The sequence below is a fragment of the Nostoc sp. C110 genome, from assembly GCF_043099725.1.
Taxonomy (GTDB): Bacteria; Cyanobacteriota; Cyanobacteriia; order Cyanobacteriales; family Nostocaceae; genus Nostoc; species Nostoc muscorum_A.
In genome coordinates this window covers 6,655,936-6,674,719 of record NZ_CP171148.1, presented here as the reverse complement: position 1 = coordinate 6,674,719, position 18,784 = coordinate 6,655,936, and the positions used below count along the sequence as shown (strand labels likewise).

12 protein-coding genes are annotated in these 18,784 nt (G+C 39.0%); 6 read left to right on the top strand and 6 right to left on the bottom strand.

The annotated features are described in order from the left end of the window. Positions 1–107 precede the first annotated feature (107 nt). Entirely contained in the window at positions 108–5,786 is a 5,679-nt protein-coding gene (locus tag ACFFRD_RS33725; protein ID WP_392480193.1) for an AAA family ATPase, read from the top strand. 334 nt (positions 5,787–6,120) lie between these two features. Further along, complete coding sequence (locus ACFFRD_RS33720) at positions 6,121–7,134, top strand: transposase (RefSeq protein WP_392479625.1); 1,014 nt, start codon at positions 6,121–6,123, stop codon at positions 7,132–7,134. 177 nt (positions 7,135–7,311) lie between these two features. Here the strand turns inward: ACFFRD_RS33720 and ACFFRD_RS33715 are convergent, their stop codons facing one another. Further along, positions 7,312–8,703, bottom strand: a complete 1,392-nt coding sequence (locus ACFFRD_RS33715; protein WP_163930101.1) for a cytochrome P450 — start codon at positions 8,701–8,703, stop codon at positions 7,312–7,314. A gap of 156 nt (positions 8,704–8,859) precedes the next feature. Then, entirely contained in the window at positions 8,860–9,876 is a 1,017-nt protein-coding gene (locus ACFFRD_RS33710; protein ID WP_392480192.1) for a terpene synthase, read from the bottom strand. A gap of 590 nt (positions 9,877–10,466) precedes the next feature. On the opposite strand from ACFFRD_RS33710, the gene ACFFRD_RS33705 reads away from it, so the two are divergent. From ACFFRD_RS33705 to ACFFRD_RS33695, 3 genes are all read left to right on the top strand, one after another. Continuing rightward, complete coding sequence (locus tag ACFFRD_RS33705) at positions 10,467–11,789, top strand: response regulator (RefSeq protein ID WP_392480191.1); 1,323 nt, start codon at positions 10,467–10,469, stop codon at positions 11,787–11,789. Positions 11,790–12,120: 331 nt separating this feature from the next. Continuing rightward, positions 12,121–12,663 (top strand): methanogen output domain 1-containing protein, encoded by a 543-nt coding sequence (locus tag ACFFRD_RS33700; RefSeq protein WP_392480189.1) that lies wholly within the window; start codon positions 12,121–12,123, stop codon positions 12,661–12,663. A gap of 84 nt (positions 12,664–12,747) precedes the next feature. Continuing rightward, a complete protein-coding gene (locus ACFFRD_RS33695; RefSeq protein ID WP_392480187.1) occupies positions 12,748–14,109 on the top strand; it encodes an ATP-binding protein in 1,362 nt (453 codons plus the stop codon). A 168-nt stretch (positions 14,110–14,277) separates the two neighbouring features. Here ACFFRD_RS33695 and ACFFRD_RS33690 read toward each other — a convergent pair whose 3' ends face one another. Next, entirely contained in the window at positions 14,278–15,882 is a 1,605-nt protein-coding gene (locus ACFFRD_RS33690) for an NAD(P)H-quinone oxidoreductase subunit N (protein WP_190961384.1), read from the bottom strand. A gap of 3 nt (positions 15,883–15,885) precedes the next feature. Between ACFFRD_RS33690 and ACFFRD_RS33685 the strand changes: the two genes are divergently transcribed. Next, positions 15,886–16,104 carry a hypothetical protein gene (locus tag ACFFRD_RS33685; RefSeq protein WP_392480184.1) on the top strand — a complete coding sequence of 73 codons (219 nt, stop codon included), beginning with the start codon at positions 15,886–15,888 and terminating at the stop codon, positions 16,102–16,104. A 121-nt stretch (positions 16,105–16,225) separates the two neighbouring features. Here ACFFRD_RS33685 and ACFFRD_RS33680 read toward each other — a convergent pair whose 3' ends face one another. The 3 genes from ACFFRD_RS33680 to ACFFRD_RS33670 form a co-directional block, all read right to left on the bottom strand. Beyond that, positions 16,226–16,498, bottom strand: coding sequence for a hypothetical protein (locus tag ACFFRD_RS33680; protein WP_392480182.1), 273 nt, complete (start codon positions 16,496–16,498; stop codon positions 16,226–16,228). Positions 16,499–16,576: 78 nt separating this feature from the next. Continuing rightward, entirely contained in the window at positions 16,577–17,635 is a 1,059-nt protein-coding gene (locus ACFFRD_RS33675; RefSeq protein ID WP_392480180.1) for a WD40 repeat domain-containing protein, read from the bottom strand. 72 nt (positions 17,636–17,707) lie between these two features. After that, positions 17,708–18,679: a GTP-binding protein gene (locus ACFFRD_RS33670; protein WP_114081175.1), complete on the bottom strand. Its 972-nt coding sequence runs from the start codon at positions 18,677–18,679 to the stop codon at positions 17,708–17,710. Between the last annotated feature and the right edge of the window lie 105 nt (positions 18,680–18,784).

The window sequence follows — 18,784 nt, the reverse complement described above, 5'->3', positions numbered from 1 at the left end:
TTTTTATTAATACAAATTAAACTAATGAAATTATTATTTCATGATAATGATAGCCTTCGCACGGGAATACTAAGACATAGAAACAAGAATTATGAGCATATTCCGCAATGTTAGTAGTATTAGATACATTATATGCGTTTCCTGGCTATCACATCACCGAGCAAATATACTCAGGTAGTAAAACTCTAGTTTATCGGGGCATTAGAGAACAAGACCAAAAACCAGTCGTTCTCAAATTAATGCGGAATGAATATCCTACGTTCGCGGAAATCGCCCAGTTCCGCAATCAGTATATCATCACCAAAAACCTCGATATTCCTGGCATACTCAAAACCTATAGCCTAGAAAGCTACCGTAACAGCTACATCTTAGTGATGGAAGATTTTGGTGGCATTTCCCTGCAAGACTGGCGAATAGAGAACAAGGAAAAGAAGGAAAACTGTCTTTCTCTCAATGAGTTTTTCAACATTGCGATTAAAATTGCTTCTACCCTTGAGGGACTACATCGCGATCGCATCATTCACAAAGACATCAAGCCTGCCAATATCCTAATAAACCCTACCACCGATGAAGTAAAAATCATCGACTTTAGCATTGCCACCCTCCTACCAAGAGAAATTCAATTTCTCACGAATCCCAACATCTTAGAAGGTACTCTAGCTTACATTTCTCCAGAACAAACTGGAAGGATGAACCGGGGTATCGACTATCGCACTGATTTTTATTCCCTTGGTATTACCTTCTTTCAACTCCTCACTGGACAGTTACCCTTCACGACTAAAGATCCGATGGAGTTAGTTTACTCTCATATCGCTAAACAACCGCTAAAAGCCAGCCGAATTAATTCTAAGATTCCGGCAATTGTGTCTGATATTATCAGCAAGCTGATGGCAAAAAATGCTGAAGACCGCTATCAGAGTGCTTTGGGGTTAAAGCATGACTTGGAGGTATGCCAAACGCAGTGGCAAGAAACAGGAAATATTGCACCCTTTGAAGTAGGCATGAGGGACATCTCAGACCGTTTCGTAATTCCTGAAAAACTCTATGGTCGTCAAGGTGAAGTTGAAACCCTACTCGCTGCTTTTAAGCGTGTAACACAAGGGGCAACAGAAATGATATTAGTCGCGGGTTTCTCTGGCATTGGCAAAACTGCTGTGGTCAATGAAGTCCACAAACCTATTGTGCGACAGCGTAGTTACTTCATCAAAGGAAAATTTGACCAGTTTCAACGTGACATTCCCTTATCAGGATTGGTGCAAGCTTTTAGAGATTTAATCGGGCAACTACTCTCAGAAACTGATGCCCAAATTCAACAATGGAAAGTCAAAATTCTGCGGGAATTGGGTACACAAACTCAGGTAATTATCGATGTAATCCCTGAACTCGAACAAATTGTTGGTAAGCAAGCTCCAGTTACAGAGCTCTCTGGCAGTGCTGCCCAAAATCGTTTCAATTTATTGTTTCAAAAATTCATTCAAATCTTCACAACTAAAGAACATCCCCTAGTTATCTTTCTTGATGACTTGCAATGGGCAGATACAGCATCTTTAAAAATAATTCAGTTACTAATGTGTGAAAGTATTTCATCTTCTTTGACAGAAAATGCAGAACACACGCATGAGAATCAGGGAGGTTTATTGTTAATTGGTTCTTATCGAGACAATGAAGTTTTCAAAGTAGATCCACTTTATTTGACACTACAGGAAATTGAAAAAACCGGAGTAGCTATTAATACAATCACTTTAGCGCCTTTAAATCAGGGTGATTTAAATCATCTCATTGCTGATACTCTCCATTGTGCTGAAGTAGTCGCGGTTCCTCTTACCCAGATGGTGTTTGCCAAAACCAAAGGCAACCCATTTTTTTCAGTCCAATTCCTCAAGTCTTTACACGATGATGAGCTAATTGTATTAAACTTTGATGTTGGTCATTGGCAGTATGATATTTCCAAAGTTAAAGAGTTAGCTCTCACAGATGATGTAGTAGAATTTATTGCCCTACAAATAGAAAAATTGCCAATATATACCCAAAAGGTTCTGAAACTAGCTGCCTGTATTGGTAATCAATTTGACTTAAATAGTCTAGCGATAGTCAACGAAAAATCTGTAGTAGATACAGCCTCAGATTTGTGGCAAGCCTTACTTGATGGACTAATTTTACCACAGACTGAAAATTACAATATCTTTGCGAAAGAAAATACTAATCAAGAATTCATTGTTCATGGAATAGAATCTATAGAATTTTCCAGTTCTAATTTACAGCTACCTAAATATAAATTCGTACACGATCGGGTGCAGCAAGCAGCTTATTCTTTAATTCCTGAAGAACAAAAAAAGCCAATTCACTTAAAAATTGGGCTACTGTTATTGAACAATATTCCTGTTGCAGAACAGGAAGAAAAGATTTTTGAACTTGTCAATCAGTTTAATATCGCAGTAGAATTCATATCTCCTCAAACTAAACGAGATGAACTAGCCCAGATGAATCTAACTGCTGGAAGAAAAGCTTTAGCATCAACAGCTTATCCATCTGCTGTTAAGTATTTAACTACTGGCATTCAACTGATGGACGATGATGGCTGGGAGACCAAATATAAGCTCATCCTAGCTTTGTATGAGACAGCAGCAGAGGCAGCATATCTAGCTGGCGACTTTAGGCAAATGGAGCAATTAGTAGAGGTAGTATTGGCACGAGCGAAAACACTGCTGGAGAAAGTAAAAGTTTATGAAGTCAAAATTAAAGCCTATGGAGCGCAGAACCAAGCACTAGAATCTGTCAGGACTGCACTAAGTGTTCTAAACTTATTGGAAGTTGAGTTGCCTGAAAAGCCGAGCCAGTCAGATATTCAGCTAGCGATCGCTGAATTAATATCAAATTTAAATGGAAAGCGTATTGAGGATTTAATTGACCTGCCAGAAATGACGGCAAAACAAACATTGGTAGTTATGCAGATTCTATCCAATGCACTTTTTTTTGCCTATGCAGTCACTCCTGAACTTTTTCTACTGATTGTTCTGAAACAAATTAACTTATCACTCAAATATGGCAATGCTCCCTTGTCCGCCTTTGCATACGTTCTTTACGGAACGATCCTCTGTAGCGGAATGGGAGATATTGAGTCTGGCTATCATTTTGGCAAACTAGCTTTAACTTTGGTGGCTAAATACAACGCTAAAGAAGTTGAAGCAAAAGTTATGGTAGTATTTCATGCAGGTATCCGGCATTGGAAAGAGCATCCTAAAGAAACATTAAATCCTGTACTGGAGGCTTACTCTCTGGTGATGGAAACGGGTAATTTAGAATTTGCAGCCACAGCTCTTCAGTCTTATTGCTTCTGTTGTTATTCCATAGGAAGAGAACTGATAGGGCTGGAACCAGAAATAGCAAACTACAGCAATGCCCTGAAGCAAATTAAGCAAGAAAGAGCCTTTAATTGGAATTGTATCTATCAACAGAGTGTCTTAAATTTATTGGGGGTTGGAGAAGATCCTTGTCGTTTAATTGGTGAAGCCTATGATGAGGAAAAAATGCTGCCGCTTCACTTGGAAGCCAAGGATGGAATCGGGCTTTTGTATCTATATTTCCACAAACTACATTTATGTTACTTGTTTCAGCAGTTCGCTCAAGCAGCTGAAAATGCCACCCTGGCAGAAAAGTATTTAGATAGTGGTACAGGGCAACTGGTTGTTCCTTTTTTCTATTTTTACGATTCTCTGGCTAAACTGGCGGTGTACACTGACGCACCTGATTCAGAGCAAAAGTGCATTCTCGATCGGGTGCAGGCTAATCAAGAAAAGATGCAATATTGGGCATATCATGCTCCAATGAATAATTGGCATAAATTTTATTTGGTAGAGGCAGAAAAGCATCGAGTTGAAGGGAAATATATTGAAGCAATGGAAGGATACGACCGTGCTATCTCCCTAGCTCAAGAACATGACTATAAGAATGAAATAGCTTTAGCTCAGGAACTTGCAGCTAAATTTTATCTAAAATGGGGCAAGCAAAAAATTGCCCAAACCTACTTAATTGATGCCTACTATGGATACGTTAATTGGGGAGCAAAAGCCAAAGTTGATGATTTGGCAAAATGCTATCCTCAATTACTTGGTTCTATATTCCAGCAAGAAAAAGTAAGTATCAACTCCAGCGAGGAAAACACTTCTTTCAATAAAACATCTATATCATCTTTATCTACTCTGAGTAATCATCAAACTGTTATTGGATCGAAGACAAGTATTTCTGACTCTCTGGATTTAGCCGCATTCATTAAAGCATCTCAAGCACTCTCTGGAGAAATCGAGCTTGAACGACTACTTTCTACTTTGATGGAAGTTGTTATGGAGAATGCAGGAGCCTCTAAATGCGCTTTAATTTTGAGCGAAGGTGAGAACTTAGCATTAACTGTCACAGCTGTTTGTTCAAGTTCAAATTTTGAGTATACCTACACTGAGTTTCCATCAACTTCCCTTGAGTCAAGCTACGATGTTCCCATTACTTTGATTAACTACGTTAAACGCTCTAAAGAAATCTTGGTTATTGATGATGCAAGGGCTGTTTCTTTTCTAGCAAGTGATAACTATATTATTAGTGAAGAACCTAAGAGTTTGTTGTCTATACCTCTTTTAAATCAAGGTAAATTGATTGGGATTATTTACCTAGAAAATCATCTGACAACAGGAGCATTTACACGCGATCGCGTAGAAGTACTCAAACTCCTCACTACTCAAGCAGCAATATCCCTAGAGAACGCTATACTCTACAAAAATTTGGCCAAAGCTAAAGAAATCTTAGAGGAATACAACCATACCTTAGAAGAAAAAGTCCAGAAAAGAACGCAGGAACTCAACCACAAAAATAACTGTTTACAAGAGACTTTACAGGAATTACAGCGTACCCAAATTCAATTGATTCAAAGTGAAAAAATGTCTTCCCTAGGACAAATGGTAGCGGGCATTGCTCATGAAATAAATAATCCTATTAACTTTATTCATGGCAATATTAATCACGCTGGTGAGTATGTCCAAGACTTGCTTGACTTGCTAGTTATTTATCAGCAAGAATATCCCCATCCTTCGCCTTTAATTGAGGATAAATATGAGGAAATTGATATAGATTTTCTATCAGAAGACTTGCCAAAGATTCTAGATTCAATGAAAGTTGGTAGTTCGCGTATCCGAAATATAGTTTTGAGCTTACGTAATTTTTCTCGTCTAGATGAATCTGAGATGAAGCCTGTAGATATTCATGAAGGGATAGACAGCACCTTAATGATTTTGCAACACCGACTTAAAGAAAAAAGCAATTTTACTGAGATTGAAGTCATCAAAGAATATGGGAAATTACCGGAAGTTATTTGTTACCCTGGTCAACTAAATCAGGTGTTTATGAATATTCTGAGTAATGCAATCGATGCTTTAGAAGATTCATTCGTCATTGATCATCAATCGCTGGTAAATGACAAAGAACAAGTAAGCAAGGATATAAAGTCATCATCGACTTCTCATTTAGTAGGAAAAATTCACATTTTTACTGAACTAACAGATTCTAAGACGGCAATAATTCGGATTGCTGATAACGGTTCTGGTATGACAAAAGCAGTACAGCAAAAAATATTTGACCCATTTTTCACCACTAAATCAGTAGGAAGTGGCACAGGGTTAGGGTTATCAATTAGCTATAAGATTATTGTGGACAAACACAAAGGTAGTTTAACCTGTGATTCTACGCCAGGAGAGGGAACTAAGTTTACTATTGAGATACCAATGCAACAGTTAGACGGCTAGATTAGTAATCTGTCAAGCCAAAATGTAAGACTGTAGGGACAATTCATGAATTGTCCCTACAACAAATGTTGTTTTTCAAATCGTTCCTATTTAATCCTTTCTGTCAATGCGTAATCCCTATAGCAATCTTAAATCATTCAGGACTTACGCAACTGGCACAGTGCGATGCCTGCGGCGGGCGTAGCCATCGCATTTATATAGTACATAAATACTATATAAAAGTGGCATACCCAAAGGAAATTGATGAAATTAGTAACAGTAATCGGCTGTGTTAAGTATTCATCAAATTATGAGAAAATTAGCTGAGGATGCATAAAATCAATCCTATAGGTTTATGAGATTTACTAAACTTAATTATTGCCAGTACTTGTTAAGTAGTCAGATTAATTATACTCTCACAAATTTGGCGGAGCATTTAGAGCAGATCAGTCACGATAAAATCAACCGTTATTTAAATAACGAAAAATTAACACCTCGGATTCTTTGGGATAATGTCAAAGATTTAATAGAAATAAATGATAATGCGTATTTGGTTTTTGATGACACAGTAATTGATAAACGATACGCTGTGGAAATAGAGCCAAGTAAACGCCAGTATAGTGGCAACGAGCATGGTGTAATTCAAGGAATTGGGCTAGTAAATTGTGTATATGTCAATCATGAAATCGGAAAGTTTTGGGTAGTTGACTATCGAATTTATGATCCAGATAGAGATGGTAAAACAAAGATAGACCATGTGATGGAGATGCTGCAAAACCTTGTGTATAATAAGTTTTTGCCATTTAAAGCTGTCTTGATGGACACTTGGTATGCCACAAAAAAATTGATGTTATATATAGATGGGTTAGGGAAATATTATTATTGTCCTCTGAAACGTAATCGACTGGTTGATGATACGTCAGGTCAAAAAGATTATCAAAGAATTGAATTGTTATTTTGGGATGAAAAGGAGTTAGAATTAGGTAAACTAGTTAAAATAAAAAAGTTTCCTCAAGCTAAAAAAGTGAAACTATTCCGGGTAACTGTCTCCACCGACAGAACGGATTTTATCGCTACAAACGATATATCTCAAGATTCTACGGACGTTGTACAAAAAGTGTGTAAAGTTCGATGGAAGGTTGAAGAGTTTCACCGAGAATTAAAACAATTGACTGGCATTGAATCATGTCAATGCCGTAAAGGACGTATTCAAAGAAATCATATTGCCTGCGCTATTTTAGTTTGGCTTAGACTCAAAGATTTAGCTTATAAAACTGGTCAAACAATCTATCAAATTAAGCATGGATTGTTATCAAATTATTTAGTTCAGCAACTAAAACGTCCGGCTGTTCCCATGTTTATCGTGTAGTTGTTTGGCGCGCGGCGCGGTTACACCGTGCCATTGCTTGTGACAGTTGCGTAAGTCCTGTCATTTGTGAAATAGAAAATTGCTGAAACGCTTTAAGATACGTACTTTTAATCTCAATATTTTCTCAAGTTTGAATTCGGATTGCTATATATTCATTAAAATAGCCCTGACAGCTCGCTAAAAGACGGGTGTAGTTGTCATATTCACTAGAGGCTCTTCACGCACACGTCTTCCTGTAACTACCATCTTGACACCATTAGCAGGGGCAAGTGCAAAACCTCGACGTTGAGGACGCTCTTGGCGCTTACCAACTAGATTGAGTTGATAGCCTGACAGGACTTTTGCTAATACTAACTTCATTTCAAACATAGCCAAAGCTTCACCTATACAGCGACGGACTCCACCACCAAAGGGCAAGAATTCATAGGTAGAAAATTCGTGTTCTAAAAAGCGTTCTGGTTTAAATTGCTGAGGTTGGGGATATAAATCCTCACGCTGATGAGTCAGGTAAATACTGGGAAGCAGTAATGTTCCAGAAGCTAAAGGATGTCCTAGTAGTTCACAGGGTTCTTGGACTAGCCTGGGGAACGCAAACATCGTAACAGGGTGAATTCGCAAAGTTTCATTACAAACAGCCGTGAGATAAGGCAGTTGGAAGATCCTCATAGGATCTGGGGAATCACCGAGAGAATCAAGTTCCTGAAGCAATTTCTCTTGGACTTCCGGTAAATGATGAATCCAATACAATCCCCAAGCCATTGCTGTTGCCACTGTTTCATGTCCTGCTATAATCAGCGTCATTAAATCATCGCGCAGCTCTTGATCTGTCATGGGGTTACCCGCTTCATCTCGTGCTGACATCAGCAACGATAAGATATCCACGCGATCTGGATTGGGTTGCTCCCGACGTTGAGCAATTTCAGCGTAAAGCAATTCATAAATTTGTTGCCGTTGACGCAGAAACCATCCCCAAGGACTCCAAGCTCCTAAATCTTGTTGTAGAAAGGGGAAAAAGAGAAAGCTAGAAGTCAAGGGTGAGCCAAAGAGATCCAGAAGCAACGTCATTAAGCGCTTGATTTCGTGATAATATCCTCCTTCATGCAAGCCAAAGATAGCCTGCAAAATAATTTGCAGAGAAATCTCCTGCATTGCAGTACGAGCTAAAAAGGGCTTATTTAGTGGTAACTGACTCAAAACTTGTTCAGTCAAATTAGAGATCAAAGAACCATAGGCTCGCATCCTTTCGCCATGAAAAGAAGGCATTATGAGTTGTCGCCGACGTTTATGGCGTTCACCGTTCAGCATTAGGAGTGAATATTCCCCGGCTAAGGGTTCAAAAACTCTGTTCCCTTCACCAACGAATATAAACTTCTTCCTATCGTTAGTGAAAATTTCCTTAATTGCTTGAGGATGGTTCACGAAAACCACAGTATCCCCAAAACCAATTACCTCAGCAGTAAAAATATCGGGATATTGTTGAGCTGCATTTTCCATAAAACTAACAGGGTTTGCAACCCACTGGATTTTCTGGAGTAAGGAGGGAGTTTTGAGTGGATTAGGTAGTTGGATTTTATTTTTCATACTGAAATTGTGTTACTTTTTATCGTTGATTTTGGATTAATATTGATTAACTTTGAAGCAGTAAAATTTCACATGCTCCCAACTACGCTTTAAAAAAAAATTATTGAGAGCATTGTGAAAAATATTAACTGAAATGGTATTTTTTCAGGATGGTAATAAAACTTTCGTATTGCTTTGAGGTTTATCTAGCTCCAAAGTTTCTACTAACTCCAGCCTTTCTACAGTTTGATAGCGAGCTGAATTAAAGTACCAATCGAGATTTCCGCGTATCCAGGCGTACATTCCTGATATGTATTTTGCGAGTTCAGCATCTAATTCTTCTCCAAAAGAGGGCAAAGATGCTTGTAATTTAATTAGTTCTTGTACCTCTCGATCGTGGATTTCGATTGCACGCTTAATCGCTAATTCTAGAGGTATTTGCTGTTGATAGTGCAATACTAATACTAGATTGTGAACATCACCACTTGCCATTTCTCTAGCATACGAAAAGATATCATTACACCAGGCAAGAATATTAATTGTCTTCTCCTTGAGTTTTTTGAAGATGTCGTGCTGTCGTAAAATATCAGGAATCAACAATTGATCGCAAAATTCAATCAGTACTACGGTAAGATCGCCAGCTGAACTGAAGTTCCGTATTCTGATATAAGTATCAATATCCGGTATAATTTCCTGTGCGCGGTTACTTGCTTCCTCTACACATCCGGCAAAGTATTCCTCAAAGCTACAAACAAAGTGATGGAACCATTTTATGCTCCCTATTTGGAGCATCCGTTGTCGGAGGTTACTTAAAGCATAGCTAAGATGTATGTCATTGCTTTTAAGTTCTGCTCCATTTAATACTTCAATAAATCTCTTGTGAAAAAGCTTGAGTACTTCAGGTTTTTGTCCTAAATCTGACATATCGCATTGGTCATCCCAAATAAACAGCCAACTGAACAAGTCACTAGCAATCTTTATTCTTTCTAGATCGCAGTAAGGATAAGCACCTGCTACTAGCTTGAAAAAATTTGACTTTGTGAAGCGTTGATAAACTGATTCATTTGCCAGTAAGTTAAAGCGAGTTATCCATTCAAGAGCATACTCTTCTAAAACATCAACATGCTCATTGATATGAGATAAAAATGGACAGTACAAACCAGTATAAACTAATTGATTCATAACAATGTATTAGTTTAAAGTACCTAAAAATTTGGTCGCCCTACCACACAGACAGTAGCTCAATATTATTCTTTAAAGAGCTTTTGAAAACTTTTAAAAAATTTATATTTTAAAACGCACAAGTTTCATTTACGCCACTAAATAGTAGTGTGTACACACATATAAATATTTCAACAGTTATCTAGATACTTTCATTAAAAAATAAAAGTAGCCACTTCTGTGTCTCTTTATGAGAAATATGCTTGACTAACTGAAAAAGTTAACTGATGGGCATCAACAATGTAACACTAGCACTACATCTATAAAAAGACAAGGGTAATAATGACTAATTTTAGAGCGATCGTCTTCATGAAAGAGGAGCTGCGACTCTAGTGAAAGTGCAGATTTGTAGTTGATGGCCATGTTGGAGCGATCGCTCGCGTAGTTGCATAGAGCAATTTAGCGTGAGAATGTTGCTGTTATCAGAGTTTTTGGGAACTATATGGTTGTCAGAGGATAAATTTGCCAGTCAGTCTGCAAAATATATGTGACTTAGCTGCGATCGCAGGCAATAGTAAACAATAAATAAGGAGTTAACTTAATTTAAATACATGAATTACAAGCCATATCTACAAATGCTTAATCTCCCAGAAGATAGTTTAATTTTAGTAGTGGATGATACGACTACAAACTTAGAAATTGTCTTTGATATATTAACGAATGTTGGTTTTAAAGTTGTTACAGAAAATGATGGGAAGAGGGCAGTTCAACAGGCTGAAGATAAACTGCCTGACTTAATTCTATTAGATGTAATGATGCCAGGAATAGATGGATTCGAAACCTGTCAAAAGCTGAAAGAAAATTCAGTTACTTGTGATATTCCAGTAATTTTTATGACAGCTAACTCGGATACTAATAGTAAGGTGAAGGGTCTAAGTATAGGTGCAGTTGATTATATTACTAAACCCTTTCATGAAGAAGAGTTACTCGCTAGAATTAAAACCCATCTCCAATTACGAAATCTCACAAAAACTTTAGAGAAACGAGTTGCAGAAAGGACAGCAGCTTTGTCTAGGGCATTAAAAGACCTACAAGAGTCTCAACTTCAGCTTGTACAGACAGAAAAAATGTCTGCTCTTGGCCAATTAGTAGCAGGAGTTGCTCATGAAATTAATAATCCAGTTGGTTTCATTCATGGCAATCTCGGACATGCTTCAGTATATTTCCAAGACATGGTTAATATTATTAACCTCTATCAGCAACACTATCCTAATCCAGTACCAGAAATTCAAGAGGAAATTGCAGGGATAGATTTGAAGTATATACTTTCTGATCTACCTAACTTAATTTCTTCAATGAAAGAGGGTATACAGCGCATTCGTAATATTAGTACTAGTCTGAGAATTTTCTCTCGTGCAGATAGCGATCGCAAAGTTTTTTGCAACATTCATGATGGCATCGACAGTACAATTATGATTCTCAAACACCGCTTAAAAGCATCCGAGGCTCGACCCGATATTAAAATAGTTAAAAGTTACGATATTTTGCCAGATTTAGAATGCTTTATCGGACAGTTAAATCAGGTATTTATGAATTTATTAGCTAATGCTATTGATGCTTTGGAGGAGTCTAATATAGGACGAACTTATATTGAAATTGAAGCAAATCCTAATGAAATTCTGATTCAGACCACTCTTACCGAAGACAATAACCATATTTTAATTCGGATTAAAGATAATGGGGTAGGGATGTCGGCTGATGTCCAGGAAAAAATATTTGACCATTTATTCACCACTAAGTCTGTGGGTCAAGGCACAGGATTAGGATTATCAATTGCTCGCCATATTGTTGTCGAAAAACATGGAGGAACCCTGGAGGTAAATTCAGCACTAGGAAACGGTTCAGAATTTATTATTAAACTTCCCATTTCCTAATCATACTAAGTGCTGTTATCGGAACTTTTATGTTTAAAACAGTAGTAGGTCACGGTAACAATCCAGATTCTCTATCAGCAGTTGAAGAAGTTCTTCAGCAATGTGTCAGTTTCCTTGGAGGAGTCTATCAATTATTCAAATTAATATTAGTTAAAATAAATGTTCAATGTAGAATCAGGTGATCGTGACCGAATAAATTGTGATAGCGATCACAATTTATTATAAACACAAGCAAGCACCAAATCTTCTAAAGAAAGTTATCAAGCAGTTACTTTATGGTCATTTTGGGGAACTCTATAACTGTAGTTCCCAAATTGTATGCTTAAAATTTATGACCAATGCACTTAATCATTCCATAGCTACGCTTAATCTTTCTTTAGAACGCGATATATTTTTACGTACACTCATCAGAGAATTATCTGGCACTTTGCAGGATGTAGTTGGCTTAGAAGAAGCTTCTGGATTTATTAGCGTAGTTGGTGAAAGGATGGCTACGCAGCTTGACCAAGATTACAAATCTGCTCTGGAAGTCTCCAAACTCTCTCGTAAGCAGGTCGCTGATGTCTTGATTGATTTAAAAAAACGCATTCAGGGCGATTTTTATGTTGTTGAGCAGGATGATGAAAAAATTGTCTTTGGCAACCGCGTCTGCCCATTTGGGGAAAAAGTGCTTAATCGCCCTGTCATGTGTATGATGACTTCAAACGTCTTTGGGACGATCGCAGCTAATAATCTGGGATATGCGAAAGTAGAATTGCAAGAGACAATAGCACAGGGTGCTTCTGGATGCAAAGTTATTGTTTACTTAAAATTTACAGAAGAGGCAGAAGATGCAGAAGGTCGAGAATACTTCAGGGGACTAGAATCTGTATAAACTCTTCATCACTAAACTAACCGTAGGATACAAGCTTGAGTGCAGATATGTAAATTAGAATCGAACCCTGAAATTGGAAGCCCCATGACTCCTGAACAATTTCTTGAATTTGCCAGAGTTTTACCAGAACCTTTACTCCTGGTCAGTGGAGAAGGTCAGTTGTTAGCGACCAATCAACCAGTAGCAGATATGCTGGGGTTACGTCGTCAAGAACTGCGGGGAAAAATGCTTATTGAACTTGTAACTCAGGCTACTGACGATGTTGTAAAGTACCTGCAAGCTTGTTCAAGTAGTAGAGCAATGGTTATTGGCTCCTTGACTTTACGAAAGAATGATGGACAAACGTTAATATGTCGTAGCCAAGGAGCCGTTATTCAACCTTGGTCTCCTGAATCTTCAGCTTTAATTCTCTTACGCTTAGAAAATAGAACTTTAGCCAGCAGTAATTTTGTTCTCCTAAACCAGAAAATCGATGAGTTAGCAAAAGAAGTTCAGAGACGTAAACAAGCGGAGGAAGCACTCAAAAAAGCTAATCAAGAGTTAGAAATTCGGGTTGAGGAACGTACAACTGATTTACAAGAAACACTAAACGAACTACAACTGACCCAAACTCAGCTTATCCAAGCTGAGAAAATGTCTAGTTTAGGTCAGATGGTTGCTGGTATTGCTCATGAAATAAATAACCCTGTCAGTTTTATTCATGGGAACCTCCACCACGCCCAGAAATACACTCATGATTTACTGAAATTGGTGCAAATTTATCAACAAGTTTGTCCAAATACTCCTCCAGAAATTCAACAGAAACTAGAAGAAATAGACTTAAATTTTCTGATTAAAGATATAACTAAACTCTTCCAGTCAATGACAGTGGGAACAGAGAGAATTCAGGAAATTGTTAAATCACTACGTAATTTTTCGAGACTAGATGAAGCAGAGCTTAAACAAGTCAATATACATGAAGGAATTGATAGTGCTTTAATGATTTTGGAGCATCGACTGCAAGCTAGGCATGAGTACCCACAAATCAAAGTCATTAAAAAATATAGTCAGCTACCTAATGTAACTTGCTATCCTGGTCAACTTAATCAAGTGTTTATGAATATTCTTGCTAATGCGATCGATGCACTTGAGGCGCTAGCGGTCAATTCACAAACAACTGACAATCAAAAGCTGACAAATAATAATCCTCAAATTCAAATCAAAACTGAGGTAATCAATGAAAAATGGATTGCGGTTAGTATTGCTGATAATGGTTTAGGAATAGATGAACAAGTTCACTCAAAGGTATTTGATCCGTTTTTCACTACTAAAACCGTGGGTAAAGGCACAGGACTAGGGCTATCTGTAAGCTATCAAATTATAGTTGAAAAACATGGCGGACAACTGAGCTGTTTTTCTGTTCCAGGAAAAGGTGCAGAATTTGTTATCAAGATACCTGTTAACTAAGTCTCATAAAATTTTAGGACTTACATAAAACACTTCTAGTGACATTCTTTTGCATAAGTCCTATAAGTATATCTTCATGCGGAATTAGTATTAATAGATACGAAAAATGCCTGTCTGCTAATTAGCAAACAGGCGTGTCTTAGAGTACAAAGTTATATTGAGAATCGGTTAAATCTTAGCGATAGAATCAACTGAGGGTTGAGACTGACTAACCGAATCTAACTTTGGCAAAAGCAGCAGATTTTGTGCTTCTACATGACTGTTGATTGTTGCTTGCAAAAATGGGGTATTGGAGATGGAATTGTTAGCCAATGTAAACAGTGGATTTGACAAAATCCCTGCTAGGGAAGTGGCAATTAATGTTATTACCAACCCGACTTGCAAAGGTCTTAGTCCAGGCAAATCCCAACGTACTTGCGGATAATTCTTTACCGCGTCGGACATTTCATGGGGTTCTTTGACTACCATCATCTTAACTACGCGAATGTAGTAGTAGATAGAGACGACAGTGGTAACTAAGCCCAGCAAGACTAGCCAATAAAGTCCTGCTTGCCAACCAGCCCAGAATAAGTAAATCTTACCGAAAAACCCAGCTAATGGTGGAATACCACCCAAGGAAAGCAGGGCAATACTCAACCCCAATGTTAGGAGTGGGTCTTTTTGATATAAGCCGGAGTATTCGGCAATCTGGTCAGTTCCTGTCCGCAGTGAGAACAGGATGATGCAGGTAAAGCCGCACAGGTTCATGAACAAGTAAACCAGTAGGTAAAATATCATACTGGCATACCCGGCTTGTGTGCCAGCAATCAAGCCAATCATCACAAACCCTGCTTGGGCAATGGATGAATAAGCTAGCATTCGTTTCATGCTGGTTTGGGCTAGGGCGACTACGTTACCCAAAATCATGCTGAGAACGGCTAGAGCAGTGAAGACAAATCTCCACTCGTCTGCAACAAGAGGGAAGGCTGTTGTCAGCAAGCGGATGGCTAGGGCAAACCCAGCTGCTTTGGAACCAACAGATAAAAAGGCGATGACTGGGGTGGGAGCGCCTTCGTAAACGTCTGGTGTCCACTGGTGGAAGGGTGCAGCGGAGATTTTAAAGCCAATACCTGCGATCGCAAAAACCAGGGCAATCACTAAACCTAAAGATTGTCCCAGTTTCGCTGTGGCAATGCCATTAGCGATCGCACTTAATTCAGTTTGTCCTCCAGATAATCCATACAGCAGCGATACACCGTACAAAAATACTGCTGTACTGGAAGCTCCAATTAACAAGTATTTCAGTGCCGCTTCATTGGATCGGGGGTCACGCTTGGTATAACCTGTCAGCAAGTAAGAGGAAATACTCAGGGTTTCTAGGGAGATGAAAATCATCACCAACTCACTAGCCCCGGATAAAAACATCCCTCCTAAAGTAGCACTCAGCAAAATAGCGATGAATTCGGCTAAAGGAGTGCCGCTTTGATCGACGTAGCGAATTGACATCAGTATAGTCACAGCCGCAGACAAGGCAATGATGCCGCGAAAGACGATACTCAGGTCATCACCATTAAAGCCACCGGTAAAAGAGATGGGATTAGGATTGTCCCATTGAAAATATAGGGCGACAATGGAAGCAAATAAACCTGCGATCGCTAGATATCCAATCCAGCGCGCGGATGTACGCCCCAAAATCAAATCAACAATCAAAACCCCTAAGAGGGTGAGAATAACAATCCCCTCTGGCAAAATCGTTCCAGCGTTTAACTGGGATGCAATATTAGCAAAATCCATGAGATGTATAGGTTTTGGCGATTAGACATTAAGGCTAACTCTGTTCACTCTAGCAAGTTTTCTAATCCCCGGACTAGCTCTTTGAACAAGAGCTTAACAGCTTGGGTGCAGATTGCGATCGCCTACGGCATACTGTTCGCGTTCGCACCAACTTCACTAGCTTACCAGCAGGTTTCTCTGTATTTAGGGATTCACCTAAATACTTTCCTACTTGGTTTTTAAGGTATGACCTTAATTAAATAATGATGCCGCAGTTGCGATCGCTATGTACAAAAAGCTAATTAATAATTAATAAGGGCACAGGATTGCTGTGCCCCTACAAGATTCATAACTTTTAACTTTATTAAAAACCCACTGATGGCAGCTTGCCTTGTAGCGATTGGAATCTAGACTGAACACAGTTTGCACAATTGCAACCAACTTGATCAATAATCGGATTGGATGTTTGAATCAAGTTCGGGGTTGCCAGATCAGGAATTTGATGTGTAGATGCTACAGTAACAACTTGTGTAGCATCTAGAGATTTGAGGCTGGATGCGTGTACTGGATTAACTATCAGCAGCATGGATACCAGAAATGCGGGAAAAGCAAGTAAAATCAGTTTCACTATGTTCATAATTTACACAAAAATACCTTTGGTGATACAGCATAACCAATAAATTGTCGAGGTTCAACTTTAATTACTGAGTATTATTTAACTGCGCCCAAATCCTTGACCTCGTAAAACCTTTGACCAAATAACCAATTCGCCTTGCTCACCGCCTGCGGCCAGTAATTTGCCTTGGGGATGCCAAGCTAAGGTCGAAAAACCTCCTGAGACACCTGTGATAATTTGAGATACTTCCTTGGCTTGGTTCCACAAACACAACCAGCCGTCAGCAGCAGCAGAAGCGAGAAGGAAACTTTTTGGTGCAAAGGCGATCGCATTGATCACACCCACATGATTTGTTAATACTCGTGCTTCCCAACCTAAAGTATCATCCTCTAGTTTCTCCCACACCACAATACCTTCAACACTGGAAGATGCCAGGATTGGCGCACCCACTTTGGTCATAGCTTCTGACCATGCCAATTGGCGAATTTTTCCAGGGAAACCACGCATCACCCAAGGGTCGGGGTTGTTCCATTCCAAAACGGTGACACTACGATCCATATTGCCAGAAGCGAGGAATTTACCATCGGGCGACCAAGCCATAGCTAAACTGACAGTAGTCATATCTAAGCTGTATGGTTCTTCATCCCAGTTTTGACTATGCCAAATCTTGACTCCCTTATAACCACTAATGGCTAAGTATTGTCCGTCAATGCGCCAATCTATACCCAATACGGAAGAGTTGTCAAAATTCAGCGTCACGACAATTTCACGAGTATCTGCATCCCAAACTTGCACGTAACGCCCCAAACTAAAAGCTAGTTGGTTACTGGTGTAGTTCCAAGCTAGCTTGTCAACCCATGCGGGGGCATTTTCCAAGGTGGCGATTAATTCAGTATTCTGCCAAATTTTTACTTGTCCATCTTGTCCACCAACAGCTAAAAATTTTCCATCTGGGGAAAAGGCGAGACAGTCTACTGATTTACCGTTACCAGCTTGTAAAGTTGTGAGTTCGCCATCATTCCACAGAACCACTTCACCGGCGGCGGAAGTTGCTGCTAAAGTTTTAACTTTTGGCGACCAAGCGATCGCAGTTACATAATCTGAAAGTGTTCCTGAATAGTGTTGTTCAAATTCCTTTGATTTGGTTGTGGAGTTCATATTTGTAAAGGGGAATGGGGAATGGGGAATAGGGAATGGGAAATGGTAAATACCCTACTCCCCACTCCCTATTTAAGCTAGACAAGCGAGAAAATCTTGCTTTAGTTTTGCTGCATCAAGGTTGCGACCGATGAAGACTAGTTCGTTTTTGGGGGTTTCGCTGGGTTTCCAGGGGCGATCGGGTTTGCCATCAAATATCATGTGTACCCCTTGGAATACAAATCGATTATCTTCTCCAGCAATATTTAAAATGCCTTTCATCCGAAAAATATCGGGGCCTTGGGTACGCAGTAACTCTGAAAGCCAAGTGTTTAATTTTTCTCCATCAACTGCACCTGCTTCTACTAAAGCCACAGAATAGACAGTTTCATCGTGTACATGGGCATCTTCGCCTAAGAAATCTGGATCAATTTCTAATGCGCGTTCTAAATCAAAGGCTTTTACACCCAACAAAGCATCCATTCCTAGTTCAGAGTTTTGGGTGCGGTAGATTTTTGCGATCGCATTCATCGCCCGAATCCGTTTTTCTAATTCATCTAACTCTTCTGGTGCTACTAAATCTGTTTTATTAAGTAAAATTACATCGGCAAAAGCAATCTGTTCTTGGGCTTCGTCTGCATCCCAGTGCTGCCATATATGCTTGGCATCTACGACTGTCACCACCGCATCTAGAGACAGTTGGCTTTGTAAATCTTCATCAACAAAAAATGTCTGAATCACTGGTGCAGGATCGGCTAATCCAGTTGTTTCAATTACTAAATGGTCAAATTTATCGCGCCGCTTCATCAAATTGCCAATGATGCGAATTAAATCGCCACGCACTGTACAACATATACAGCCATTATTCATTTCAAAAATTTCTTCATCTGCATCGATAATCAATTGATTATCAATACCCACTTCCCCAAATTCATTGACAATCACAGCAACTTTTTTGCCGTGTTCGTAGGTGAGGATGTGATTGAGTAGAGTCGTTTTACCTGCTCCCAAATAGCCTGTAAGAACAGTAACGGGAACTGAATTGTCGATTACGTCAGCCACCATACTCTAAATTCCTCTTGTCTCACCTTATGGATAATCATTATCGCCCATGATAAATCTTTTTATATTTTTGTGCGAACTTGCTGTTATTTCTCTTTGTCAAAGTCA